At 43.1% G+C, this 14,007-nt stretch carries 7 protein-coding genes; 4 read left to right on the top strand and 3 right to left on the bottom strand.

Annotated features, from left to right (window positions below; all coding sequences use genetic code 11):
* The first annotated feature begins 261 nt into the window (after positions 1–261).
* The 4 genes from PBT90_RS11735 (at position 262) to PBT90_RS11720 (ending at position 7,749) form a co-directional block, all read left to right on the top strand.
* Positions 262–3,327, top strand: coding sequence for a SusC/RagA family TonB-linked outer membrane protein (locus tag PBT90_RS11735; protein ID WP_264810769.1), 3,066 nt, complete (start codon positions 262–264; stop codon positions 3,325–3,327).
* 1 nt (position 3,328) lies between these two features.
* A complete protein-coding gene (locus tag PBT90_RS11730) occupies positions 3,329–4,924 on the top strand; it encodes a SusD/RagB family nutrient-binding outer membrane lipoprotein (protein WP_264810768.1) in 1,596 nt (531 codons plus the stop codon).
* Between the two features lie 99 nt (positions 4,925–5,023).
* On the top strand, positions 5,024–5,887 hold the full coding sequence (locus tag PBT90_RS11725; RefSeq protein WP_264810767.1) for an ROK family protein: 864 nt from the start codon (positions 5,024–5,026) through the stop codon (positions 5,885–5,887).
* Positions 5,884–7,749 carry an FAD-dependent oxidoreductase gene (locus PBT90_RS11720; protein WP_270129419.1) on the top strand — a complete coding sequence of 622 codons (1,866 nt, stop codon included), beginning with the start codon at positions 5,884–5,886 and terminating at the stop codon, positions 7,747–7,749. The genes PBT90_RS11725 and PBT90_RS11720 overlap by 4 nt, the downstream gene beginning before the upstream one ends.
* A 167-nt stretch (positions 7,750–7,916) precedes the next feature.
* Here the strand turns inward: PBT90_RS11720 and PBT90_RS11715 are convergent, their stop codons facing one another.
* From PBT90_RS11715 to PBT90_RS11705, 3 genes are read right to left on the bottom strand one after another with little or no spacing between them, the layout of a single operon-like run.
* Complete coding sequence (locus PBT90_RS11715) at positions 7,917–9,359, bottom strand: sulfatase family protein (protein ID WP_264810765.1); 1,443 nt, start codon at positions 9,357–9,359, stop codon at positions 7,917–7,919.
* 21 nt (positions 9,360–9,380) lie between these two features.
* Positions 9,381–10,706, bottom strand: a complete 1,326-nt coding sequence (locus PBT90_RS11710; protein WP_264810764.1) for a vanadium-dependent haloperoxidase — start codon at positions 10,704–10,706, stop codon at positions 9,381–9,383.
* Positions 10,703–13,948, bottom strand: coding sequence for a VCBS repeat-containing protein (locus tag PBT90_RS11705; protein ID WP_264810762.1), 3,246 nt, complete (start codon positions 13,946–13,948; stop codon positions 10,703–10,705). Before PBT90_RS11705 ends, PBT90_RS11710 begins: the two co-directional genes overlap by 4 nt.
* Positions 13,949–14,007: the final 59 nt, after the last annotated feature.

Here is a 14,007-nt window from a genome sequence, read left to right as displayed (position 1 = left end):
CTTAAATGAAGTTAGAACTTAACGGAAAATTTATATTAAGACTGCTTTTTTTCAATAAAAAATACAGTTTAATTTTTTGATACAGATTTCTTTTTTCTAGCTTTATAGGGAATTAACCCACTAACCTACTATAGGATCTACATTTTGTAGAAGATTGAATTAATAGTTTGCGTTGAAGCAAATGAAAATTCCGGTAAGGCCTCTGGCCTTTGATAGTTTATTAAAAATTCACCAATTATTTCTAACAATTAAGCAAGTACTATGAGAAAATTGCTACCAATTGCATTTACTCTGGTTTTGATTTTTGGCCTGGCGGCCATTGCTCAAGCCCAGAATAGGGTGCTCAGAGGTACCGTGACTTCATCGTCTGACGGTTTGCCTATGCCAGGAGTTACCATCCTGGATAAAAGTAACCAGACTGGGACCACTACAGATGTAGATGGCCAGTTCTCCCTGTCTGTGAGTTCATCTTCAGTGTTGGTTTTTTCCTTTATCGGTTATGCTCCACAGGAGATAGCGGTAGGAGATAAAACAGAACTGAATGTGGTGCTGGATGAAGATGCCAGCGAACTATCCGAGGTCGTAGTAACGGCCCTGGGTATCAGTAAAGAAAAAGAAACGCTAGGGTATTCTGTAACTGAGGTGGGGAGTGAATCCTTGACTCAAGCCAGAGAAACCAACGTTGCCAATTCACTGGCCGGCCGCGTGGCAGGCTTAGTGGTGAAAGGAACAAATTCCGGCCCTGGAGGAACTTCCAAGATTACCTTGAGAGGTCTGCCAAGTATCAGTGGTACAGGGTCTCCCCTTTATGTAATCAATGGTATCCCTATGGACAATACCCAAAGAGGATCTGCTGGTCAATGGGGAGGAGCTGATAGTGGAGATGGGATAGGAAACCTTAGCCCGGACGATATTGAGACCATGACCGTACTGAAAGGTCAGGCTGCTTCTGCACTTTACGGATCCAGAGCATCTAACGGCGTGATCCTGATCACGACCAAGAAAGGTGCAAAAGGCGGAGATTGGTCCTTGAACTACACCATGAACTATATGGTAGAAGATCCAGTAGACTTTACCGATTTTCAGCAGGTGTATGGGCAAGGTACAGGGGGGGCTAAACCTGCCACAGCTACCGACGCTCAGTCCACAGGAAGGTTGGCCTGGGGAGCTATGATGGACGGAAGTTCAGTCATTGGTTTTGATGGCAATCAGTATCCTTATTCCCCTACCAGTGATGGATACATCAATTTTTATAGAACCGGCACTAACTTTACCAATACAGTTTCACTTTCCAAAGGACTAGGAGAGGATGGTTCTTTTAGAATGTCTGTTTCCAATCTGGATGCAAAGTCTATTGTGCCAAGCAGTGGAGTGGATCGATTGACCATTAACCTAAATGTGGAACAAAACATTACAGACAAGCTGAGTGTCACTGCCATGATCAATTACATTGACCAGAAGTCTACAAATGTCCCTAACCTCAGTGACGGACCTAAAAACCCAAACAACTTCTTGCTATTGGCCCCAAACATCAGCCAGGGAATTTTTGCCCCTGGTTTTGATCCGGAGACTGGTGCAGAAACGGTTTTCAGTGATGATATCTACGTGACGAACCCTTATTTTATCGTTAATCAAGGAATCAATGATTTAGGTAGAAAGCGTACTATCTCAGCGATTTCCACCAAATATAATTTCACAGATGACATCTATGCCATGGTGAGATTAGGAAATGACGCCTCGAATGATGACTTCTTCAGTGTAGACCCATACGGCTTGGCATACACCGGAGACCTAAAGGGAAACCTGAACAGTAGAGGCCAAAGCCAGAGATCAGAGACTAACATTGATGGTATTTTGGGGGCTACATTTGATCTGAATGAAAAATGGAATCTAGACGCCCTGGCCGGTGTCAATATGCGGAATAATAAGTTTGAAACTGTGGGAGTTGGAGGTAGCCGATTTGTGCTTCCATATCTTTACTCACCTTTCAACGTGGAGACTTTCTCCAGATCTTATGATTACGATGAGCGGGAGGTACACTCAGGATATTATTCCTTAGGTATTGGTTACAACAGCATATTAACCTTGACTACCACTGGTAGATACGATGTGTACAGTACCTTGCCTACTGACAATAACAGTATCTTCTCGCCTTCAGTGGCTGCAGCATTTGTGTTTGATCAGTTGATCGATATGCCAGCACTTGATTTTGGTAAATTAAGAGCTTCGTATGCAGTGACCAGTGGAGAGCCTTTTGATGCCTATCAGAGTACCTTTTATTATACCTCTGCAAACTCTTACAACGGCGTACCTGCAGGTTCTTCTCCTACAGCGCTTCCAAATTTGAATCTGAAACCATTTACTACCAGTGAAATTGAGTTCGGTTTGGATTTGAGTTTCTTTAACAATCGCCTGGCGTTTGATGTCGCTTACTATCAGAAAGAGACACACAATGAGATCATGAATGCTAACCTCAGCATCACCTCTGGATTCAACAGCTCAGTAGTGGCTACAGGGTCTACCAGTAACAAAGGTCTTGAGGTTTTGGTGACAGGTACACCTGTACAAACACCGAATTTCATGTGGAGATCTTCCTTCAATATGTCCAGTGTGAAAAATAAAATCCTAAGTACAGATCCGAATAATAATCCTATCAACCTAGGTCAAAATAGAGGTACACTGGGAAATGCGGTGACAGCATTCGTGGTGGGAGAAGCCGGCCCACAAATCAGAGCCTATGATTATGCCTATAATGAGGATGGAACTATACAAGTAGACGAAGCAGGCCTTCCAGTGAGAGGGGAGCTGATCAATATGGGTACGGTTCTGCCTACCCTCTATGGAGGATGGAATAACGAGTTCAATTATAAAGGCATCGCACTATCCTTCCTGATTGATTACAACTTTGGCAATAAAGTCCTTTCGGCAACGGAGTTTTACTCCATCTTTAGAGGTTTGAATCAAGTAACCTTAGAAGGAAGAGAAGGTGGTGTGACCAATGATGGAGTGACTGCTCCAGCAGAGGAATACTACAGAGCTTTAGCCCAAAACGTTACCAGCACCAGTGTAGTAGATGGTGATTTCATCAAATTGAGACAATTAACATTGGGGTATTCCTTCCCGGAAAAATGGTTCGGAAATACACCGGTATTGAAAGGGCTTGATGTATCCTTTGTAGCTAGAAATTTAGCTATTCTGATGCGCAAGGCAGACAATATTGACCCAGAAGCTAGTTTTGGTTCTAACATCAACTATACAGGTATAGAAGGTGGTAACCTACCTAGCACCAGATCTTTTGGGTTTAATCTTAATTTCAAATTGAACTAATATGAAAAAATATATAAGCATAATCCTTACGGGTGTATTATTGGTGGCTTCTAGTTGCGATGGTGACTTTGCAGAGATCAATACTGATCCTAACCGTGCGGATGGGGAAGTTTTCGACCCCAACTTGATTTTGCCTACTGTATCTGCCAACTATAGTAACATGATGACCGGCTATACCGGAGCCATCCTGTTTCAAAGCATGTGGGTACAAGTGATGGCTTCCACCTCTACCGGTGGGGCAAACTATTATTCCAATGCGGATAAGTATGTGGCATCTGGAAGTACCAATAGTTATATACAAAGTGTCTGGAATGACGGGTATTCTTCTGCATCTAGAGTCTATCAAATGCAGAAACTGGCTGAAGAAAAAGGCTATTCTAATTTAGTTGCCGTAGGAGAGATCTGGAAAGTACTTACGCTTTCATTTGTCTCTGATATTTATGGTGATTTGCCATATTCTGAAGCTTTGCTGGCAGAGGAAGGCATTACCCAGCCAAAATATGATCCGCAGTCGGAAGCCTATATGGCAATGCTGTCTGACTTAGAATCAGCCCTAAGCTCAATCAATGAATCTGGTGACCCGATCAGAAATGACGTGCTGTATGATGGAGATTTGACCAAGTGGAAGAAACTAGGTTATTCCATTATGCTGAGAATGGCCATGAGAATGGTAGACGTAGATCCAGCTTCAGCTCAGTCTTATGTTCAAAAAGCAATCGCTGGAGGCGTATTCAGCTCTACCGATGATGAAGCGGTACTGGCTTCCGATCAGGCAAACGGATATGCAAACTCCAGTGCCAATGCGTTGAATGTAACTGATGATGTATATGAGGTTCGCTGGTCTGATAAGTTGATCAATTTCCTAAAAGCAAATGATGATCCTAGGCTTTCGGTTATTGCTGAAGTTCCAGTGGCTGGCTTAGCTGGAAACAGAAGTACGGAGCCGGGTAATAACGCTCCTGAAGATCAGTTGGGGCTTCCTAATGGCTATGACCTAAGAGGCGGTGCCACGGACGTATCTAATGCACCAAACTATCCAGGAGGAACGGGAAGTGGTGATGACTTGGCGCCAATTGGGAATTACTCTAGGCCTACCGCCATCTATAGAGATAGAGATGCACCTGTGTTCATCCTGACTTACGCTGAAATCCAGTTTTTACTAGCAGATGCAGCGGCCAGAGGATACTCGGTGCCTATGTCAGCAGCTGAGCATTATGAAGCGGGCCTTGAAGCTGCGATGGTTACCATCGGCAAATTTGGTGGAGCAAGTGTGTCTGCTTCTGATGCAGCATCTTTTGTAGCTGCCAATCCATTGGATACCAGTAGTGCTGAAGCTTCACTTCAAATGATCAATGAGCAGATTTGGGCTACTACAGGGATTTTAGCTAATTTCGTAGAGTCTTGGAACAATTGGAAAAGATCTGGATACCCAGAACTTACTCCGGTTAATTACACCGGTAATTTCTCCCAGGGCCAAATCCCAAGAAGACAGCTTTACCCTTCATCAGAGAGTACTACCAATCCGGAAAACCTAGCCAATGCGATTTCCAGCATGGGTGGAGATACCTGGACTACTACGGTATGGTGGGATAACTAAAGATTGAGAATCATCCATTTAAAATAGTTGATAGAGGCTTTGGACTGTTCCAAAGCCTCTTTTTTTATGCTAAATTGGAGCTTTTGAAAATTTCACTAAATGATTAAAATAGGAGTTGATATAGGAGGTTCTCATATCTCCGCTGCAAAAGTGCATTTAAAATCTGAATCAGCTTCCTTTTCAGATTTTTGTGAAGCCGCCGTCGATACATTTGGAAGAAAAGAAGATATAATTCGTGAATGGTCAAATGTGATCAAGTCTTCATCTCAAGGTGCTAAAAATGTGTATATCGGAATCGCAATGCCAGGGCCTTTTGACTATGAGAATGGGGTTTCGCTGATCAGGGACCAAGGCAAGATGGCTTCACTCTACCAACTTTCCGTGAGGGAATTGCTCGCTAACAGCCTGGATATCGCAGAAAAACAAATTTGTTTTATCAATGATGCGGAGGCATTTCTTGCAGGTGAAAGCTACGCCGGAGCTGGAAGAAACGTTCATCATTCACTAGGTGTGACTTTAGGGACTGGACTAGGATCAGCCATCAAAGTGCAAGATGTTGTAAAAGATGCGAAGCTGTGGGCTGCGCCATTTCGGGATGGAATAGCAGAAGATTATCTTGGCACAGGATGGTTTGTCAAGGAGGCTTTACATCAGTTTGGGTTGGAGATCAAAGGAGTGAAAGGGCTTTTTTCAGAGTATGTCGAGGCGTCAGTTCGTAAGGCTATTTTCGAAAAATTCGGTCGTGCTTTAGGTGAGTTTTTATTTCCCTATCTCATTAGGCTAAAATCCGAAGGAGTAGTTTTAGGAGGAAAGGTCAGTTTGGCATCCGAGTATTTTTTACCGGCTACTCAGGAGTATTTAGATACCATGGGCTATCCCGTCTCACTTAAAATCTCCGAGCTTGGTGAGAATTCTGCACTACTAGGAGCTTGTTTGAAAATTAATGAAAACCCAGTTACATGAGAATCAAATTGCTGTTCACCTCACTTATTGCGGTCTTTTTACATTTGTCATGGCCTGCTTTTGGCCAAGAAAAATACGATTTGATTATCGTCGGGGGAGGGGCAAGTGGCACTTCGGCCGGGATCGCTGCAGGTAGATTAGGCGTCAAAACTTTGATCCTAGAAGCTACTCCCTGGCTGGGGGGAATGCTGACCTCAGCAGGAGTGTCAGCGATAGATGGAAATCATAGGCTTCCTTCTGGGATTTGGGGAGAGTTTAAATCCAGACTTGAAGCTCATTATGGAGGGGCCGAAAAATTAGCTACTGGATGGGTGAGCAATACACTTTTTGAACCGAAGGTGGGCAGTCAAATCCTACTGGAGATGGCTAATGCCGTTAATCCATTGACGATCTCTCTGAGCAGCACCTGGGTAACAGCAGATTATTCGAATGGGCTTTGGAAGGTTTCTTACAGCAAGAATGGAAAATTAACCGAAGTTTTTTCTTCCATGTTGATTGATGCCACAGAATTGGGAGACGTAGCTGCTGCCCAAGGATTACCCTACCGTATTGGGATGGATGCAAGAGATGAGATCGGTGAAAGCTTTGCGCCAGCAGAAAGTAATGATATCATTCAGGACCTGACTTATGTGGTGACGCTGGAGGATTATGGAAAGGGTGCAGATAAGACCATTGCTAGACCAGAGAATTATGATCCTACAGAATTTGATTGTGCATGTGCTCATTCTGACCCGATTACAGATCAGGAGGCGGTTTCTGATTGCCAGAAAATGATCAATTATGGAAAACTTCCCAATGGTAAATACATGATCAATTGGCCGAATTGTGGGAATGATTACTATTTGAACATTATAGAAAAAAGTCCAGAGGAGCGAGAAACAGCCCTAGAAGATGCCAAGCAGGCGAGTCTCCGATTTGTCTATTATATCCAGCATGAGTTGGGTTTTAAGCATTTGGGCATCGCTGAGGAGGAATATCCTACAGCAGATGATTTGCCGATGATTCCGTATCACAGGGAATCAAGACGTTTTGAGGGCTTAGTGGATTTTACTTTGCCTTTTGTGAAGAGCCCTTATAATGCGCCCTCGCCACTTTACCGTACCGGTGTGGCAGTAGGAGATTATACCATAGACCATCACCATAAAAAAAACCGTGAAGCCCCTGCAATCGACTTCATCAAAATCAGAGTTCCCTCTTACAATCTGCCACTGGGTTCACTAGTTCCAAAAGGGCATCCGGCTTTGATTTTGGCGGAAAAAAGTATTTCAGTATCCAATATTGTCAATGGCGCTACCCGTCTTCAGCCGGTAGTCCTGGGAATTGGGCAAGCCGCAGGTGTTTTGGCAGCAGTTGCTTTAAAAGAAGGGAAAAGTCTGGATGCGGTTTCCATTCGGGATGTTCAATCCTTGCTTTTATCCCAAGGAGCCTTCATCATGCCGTTCATTGACACCAAACCCGATGAGGATCATTTTGTAGCTATGCAAAAAATCGGAGCAACAGGGATTTTAAAAGGGGAAGGCGTTCCTTACTTGTGGGCCAATCAAACTTGGTTCTATCCGGATAGGTTGGTTACAGAATTTGAATTAGTTGAAGGGTTAAGACCATTTTACCCTGTGTTGAAAGACTATTGGGGAGCTTCTGGGGACTATTTGACAGGGCAAAGTTTTCGGGTCTTAATGGATGTAGTTAAGCCTGGAACTTCCTTATCAGAAATTACCCAGGCCTGGAACAGAAGAGAACTTGAAGGATTTTTTAGCGCAGATTTACACCTCAATAGAGCACAGGTTTCAGTTCTTATTGATGAAATGTTGGATCCATTTTCCAAAAAGGTGAATTGGGATGGTGAAATAGAACACAATTAAACGGAATGATACCTGTCCAATAATTCTTAACTCACCCGGTCAGCAGACCAAAAACCTCCCGATAATGCAGGACCCCGCCTTTAGGTTAGTGATCGCAAATGCTATTAGGCTTTAATCATTACTGGCAAATAACCCTATAATCATACCCTAGGATTTAGCAATTAGGCTTACTCTATCCTCCCATGTTTTCTTAGGCCAGTTCCTTCAGATTCGGTCAAAGCATCTCCTAAATCTGCTCTTGCCTCTTCGGCAAACTGGTTCATTTTTGCAAGAATTTCAGCGTTGTCCGCTCCTACATCGGTAGTTTCATTTGGGTCAAGCGATAAATCGAATAATTCAGCTTTATCTAGAGTCAGCATATGATATTTCACGGGGATTCCATCATTTCGCATCTCAGTTCCTTCTGGAATACTTCTATAGGTATGAGGTAAAACCAATTTCCATTTGCCGTAAATCACTGCTTGAAGCTCGTTTTTGTTGTAATAAGCAAAGTAAGGCTTGGGTTCCATTTCTTTTCCTTCCAAAATCGGCAAAATACTTCTTCCATCAATAGGTAGATCAGGGAGCTTCGATCTCGTAATCTCTGCCAGCGTAGGCAGAATATCAATCGTCATGGCTGCTTGTGTTTCCACTTTTCCGGCAGGAAAATGACCTGGCCAGACAAAAATCCCCGGCTCGCGAATACCTCCGTCCCATGAGGTTCCTTTTCCTTCCTTCAACCCGGCAGTCAAGCCTGCGTGACCTCCGTAGGAAAGCCAAGGGCCATTATCTGAAGTGAATATCACAATGGTGTTTTCTGCTAAACCCAACTCTTCTAATTTTTGCCTAACCTGCCCCACCGACCAATCGACTTCCATCATGACATCGCCATAAAGACCTTGCTCAGACTTCCCTTTGAATTTATCAGAAACAAAGAGGGGGACATGAGTCATGCTATGTGCCAAGTACAAGAAGAACGGCTCATCCTTATTTTGTTCTATAAATTTGATGGCCTCTTCGGTGTAATTAGTCGTCAGCATGCTCTGATCATCCAGGGTGTCTATGACGGAAGTATCTCTATAAAGAGGCAATGGAGGATAATAACCTTTAACCTCTGGATGATGAGGCCACATATCATTGGAGTAGGGAAGTCCGTAATAGGAATCAAAGCCTTGTTCCGTAGGTAGAAAAGGCGCCAAATGTCCCAAATGCCATTTTCCTACCATTCCAGTAGCATAGCCGTTTTGCTTGAGCATTTCTGCAATGGTAGTTTCCTCAGGGTTTAACCCATGTTTCGCAGAGTGATCTAGGGCACCAAAAATTTCCAGTCTATTTGCATAGGCTCCAGTGAGCAATGCAGCTCTTGATGCGGAGCAAACCGCATGAGGAACATAGAACTGGGTAAAGCGAACCCCATCGGCTGCCAATTGATCTAAGTTGGGAGTTTTCCATTGAGTGGCCCCATATACCCCTAGGTCACCATAGCCCATATCATCCGCGAATATCAATACGATGTTTGGTTTTGTTTCAAGCGGATTTTCTGCTTTTTGCTCCACTTTTGATGTACAGGAACTAAGATTCAATAAACCTGCGAATGAGGTGATAAGGGAAAAGAAATAAGTAAGTTTCATTGTATAATGTGGTTTCTAAGATCAATTATTGGCTTGAGCGACTTGTGTCCAAATCATATCACCGATTTTTTCGCCTTGCTTTACGCCTTCTTCTATAGCGTCTCGAAAGTGGATTCCCCCATAAAGGCGAGAAATAGCAGCTTCTTCAGAAGCATAAAGAAAAGATGGGAATGGTCTTTCCGGTAGGCCAAAGTAGGTTTCTGAGCTATCAACGAATTCAAAATCATCTCCAAAATACCCCGTCAAAATCACCGCCGAAGCCCGGCTAATGACCGAGTGACCAGAGGTGTATTCGGGGAAAGGTGGCGTCTGCAGTAGTGGTCTCCAGCGTTGATCTATTTTTTGGTTAATGACCGTTTCGGGCCGGATTCTGTCTGTATCATATTTTACCTTCCAGCAGGAAATAAAAGCATCGTGCAATGTCATGCCCACCAACGCATGAATGTAGGCAGTTTCCGCAAAGGAAAGCTTTGCTTTTTGCGCAGCAATGCCAGTGATTCCTATCCAATGGCCTCCTGGCGAAATCTTTTTGACGCCAATAGCCATGTGGCCTGAAAATTCAACTTTGAATGGATTGCAGTCCCAAAAATTGGCTATCAGCTTTCTTTCATCGCTTAATTCGTTTGTGGTTTGGTAGACCTCTATCAATTGGGTATGAAATGAACTTCCTTCGCTCATATCAAATGGAGCCATAGGAGCGGGGTCATATTCCTTCAGGTCTTTTATAAAAAATGGCTTGATCGTTTTCCACTCAGGCTCCACCGCCGAAATATAGGCTGGGGGAGTTGGATACCAGAAGCCTTCACCTTTTTGTGGGGTATACCGGGTCAAAGTTGACAGCTGTAGATACCCATCTTTTTTGGCTATTTCCATAACTTTTTCAGCTACCTGACTAGCTAGCTCTACATGCTCAGTTAGATTTTTCTTCCTGACCAATTTGTCTTTCAATGCTTGATCAATCCATTCTTTTTGCGTCGCTTCCAGTAGGTAGCCCGATGGCATTATTGCCTGACCTACTTTGAGCATAGCTAAAATGGCGCTGAATTCAGGAGATGAGAGTGGGCTATGCGTTATGCTCCAGTCGTAATTCTGAAGGTAGGTTTCAGTGAGGATTTCCTTATTTGAAAAATCACCTGTACACTCTTTGGTAATGATGTAGGAGGCCAGTGTAGTGTATGCGTATATTCTTGCTGCTACTGGTGGGCTGGCCACATCAGTCACCATGACTTCCGTAATGTGAAAAAGCTGCTCTGCATAAAGTTTTGGCCAATCTACTTTCTCTTCTACAGCAATTGCCCGCTGGGTTAAGAGAAATATAGTAAAGAAGCCAAATAGGTGTTTTTTCATCGTATTTTGTAGCTTTCTAAAGGTTTTAGATTGACTCCAAAAAGGATCTGAGTTCCTTCATCTGTTTCTATAGGAAGGATGGATTTGATGTCTCCTTTGACGGATAAGCCAGACTCTGTGGCATTCAATGGTCTAAAGTTCCCTTTGCCATCCCCCAGTAATACAAGACCTAGTCCCGCGTCCATTTTCCCGATTCTGATTCGGGTATGGGATTGATTTCCACCCACTATTAAATCTGTCTTGCCATCCCGATTTAAATCATAAGGTAAAACGCTGTATATGGGGAAGGATTGGGCGATTCTAGGTAGGTTTTGTATGGTGAAGTTGCCGCGATTGTTTATTAATGTAATTGATTCTAAGGTGTTTACTTCCAGTTTTTCGGCTTCTTCTAAAGCTTGATCAGAAAATAAATCACTCATGGTAGCTTTGGAGTAGGATGCATAATCTGTGAATTTGCTTCGCATACTAGCCATCTGGTCGAGCAGTTCATCACGACTGGGGTAAGGGTACATATTATCTGCTACGAAGCATTCCAGAATCGGATCTATGGAACCATTATTATCAAAATCTGCCGAATAAAGGCGAAGGATTTTTTCTCCATCCACTTCAAACTGCGAATTAAGCCCAAAGTTCCCCGCAATCAGGTCAAGGTCTCCGTCACCGTCCAGATCAGCTTTTGCAAGGGTGTTCCACCAGCCAGAGATTGGCGAGTCAAAATACATGGAAGTTTGGTCGACAAACGTGTTTCCAGAATTTATCAAGAAAGTGATTGGCATGTATTCGCCTGCGAGTACTAAGTCCTGTCTGCCATCCTCATTTAGATCAATTTTTTCCACAGCTGTAATCATCCCAAGTTTGCCGCCATTAGGCAAGTAGCTGTTTGTCTGATCTGTGAAATTGCCCTCCCCATCATTGATTAAAAGCTTACTCTCAGGAATAATGGGGTAACGTCCAGGAATTAATTTACCACCTACGAAAAGGTCCATCTTTCCATCAGCATTCGCATCTATGGCAACGGCAGATCCCGTACTGAATTTATAATCAGGAAATGAAAGAATTCTTGACAGTTTGCCGGAGCCGTCGTTGATATACAGGCGGTCAACCAATGCCTCGTCTGAGCCTATGTAATCGTGATAGCCACCACTGCCCACAAAAAGATCTTGATAACCGTCTCCGTTAAAGTCCTCAAAAATCACAGCTGCATCTGTAAATTCACTAGCGGACTTGAAGCCTGTATACACTTCCCATTTTCCATGGATATAAGACATTATTTTTCCAGCATTGCCCTTTGATCCACCGATAAAGATTTCTGGGTTGCCATCAGCATTCAGATCGCCTGTAGCCATGACAGGACTGATATAGCTAGGCATAGTAAGCATCAGAGGCTGTCGCTTGAAGTCATTAAAAGAGGCTTCGCCAAAGGAGTATTCCGGGGCAAAATCACTTGGGTCCAGAAGAGGTGAGGGTTTTTCTTGTGGGGAGGAAGAAGGGCTGCTTGCTCGCCTAACAGTTAAATGCTGATTGGCGGGAATGTCAGTCAGGACTTGTTCAGCGCCGTCCGGCCAAATGATTTGAATCGAAGGAACTGTTTTGACTTCTCCTAATCCAAAATGTAGTCTTGGACTTACTGAGGATTGAAATCCTCGTACGGTTTGAAGCTCTAGGGATTGGTTTTCCTCTCCTGTGAAAACTTCTACTTTTGCTCCTATAGCAAAGGAATTGTTTGAATGATCCACCAGAGAGAGTTGGAGCCAATTTCCTGTGGAACTTTTGTTTTCATAGATAGAAGCAGCCTCATTGATATTATTCACTACTAGGTCTAGGTCACCGTCATTGTCCAGGTCGGCGTATGCAGCTCCGCTGGAAAAACCTTTTTCTTCAAAACCCCAAGAAATAGATTGATCCATAAAGTTTAGTTCTCCTGTATTTTCGAAAAAATAGTTGTGAATAGGAGTAGAGGTCATCGAGGTCACCAGATGTAAGGTGTCAGCTTTTTCATTCGCAATAGCTTGCTTGAAGTAATAGTCTCCTTTGTACTTCAAAAAATCTCTATTAGTGTAATCCCGAAAATATCCATTGGTAATAAAAAGGTCTTTTTGCCCATTATTCGTAGCATCAAAAAAAAGTGCTGACCAGCTCCAATCGCTATTTGATATTTTAGAAAGCTGCCCCACCTCTGAGAAAAGTCCATTTCCCTGATTCAGTTGTAGCATGTTACGCATATTCTGATGATAAAACCCTTCTTTGATCATTAATGCGTAGTGCTCATAGTTTTCAGGGCCATAGAGCAGTTTTTGACGCTCATTATCCTCCGGAAGCATATCTAGCGTATAGATGTCTGGTTTTCCATCATTATTTACATCTGAAATGTCAGCTCCCATGGAGAAATGCGAGATATGACTGAAATATTCTTTTAGCTGATCTGTGAATGTTCCATCACCATTGTTGATATAGAGGTAATCGGGCTCTATGTAATCATTGGTCACCAGGATATCCGGCCATCCATCTTGATTGATATCGGAGGAGATTACTCCAAGTCCAAATCCTAGTGCTGATCCTTTGATCCCAGCTTTTTCACTGATATCGGTGAATTTTCCTCCGTCATTTCTATAGAGTTTATCTCCGGCATAGGGGTGTCTTTCGTTTTTTACATCGCTAAATTCCAGTTCATTTATGACTTCGATATTATGATTGAGCAGGTACATGTCCAGATCTCCATCCCTGTCAAAATCAAAAAATAATGCCTGCGTTGAGTTGGATTTATCATCTAATCCATAGCTCTGCGCCAGTTCAGTAAATGTAAAGTCTCCATTATTGACCCAAAGCTCATTGGCACGATCAGACGGGGCTCCCTTACCGGAATAACAAACATATATGTCCAAAAGACCATCTCCATTCACATCCGCCATACTCACTCCGGTAGTCCAGGTGTCCTTACCCGCTAGCCCGGCTTCCTTGGTTTTATCTTCAAACTTCCAGTTACCTAGGTTTTTGTAAACTTTGTTTGAAGCCATGTTCCCTGTGAAAAAGACATCCTCTAACCCGTCATTATCCAGGTCTCCTACTGCTACACCACCGCCATTGTAAAAATACTCATAGCGGAGAATGTTATTTTCCTCATCTTCTTTTAGTTGGTTTTTGAAGTTGATTTTGGATTTACGGCTAGAGATTTTTTCAAAATTTCCTTTATACTGCTGAGCAATTAAGCCTGTTCCAAAAGGTGAAATGGCTAATGTGAGCATTAGCAGTACTAGTCGGTAGACAGGATAATTACGCATAAGGTATTTGTACTTTGGGATAA

Origin of the sequence: Algoriphagus sp. TR-M9 (assembly GCF_027594545.1) — a bacterium.
Taxonomy (GTDB): Bacteria; Bacteroidota; Bacteroidia; order Cytophagales; family Cyclobacteriaceae; genus Algoriphagus; species Algoriphagus halophytocola.
Note: the sequence above shows the minus strand (reverse complement) of the source record. Positions and strands in the feature narration are given on the sequence as shown.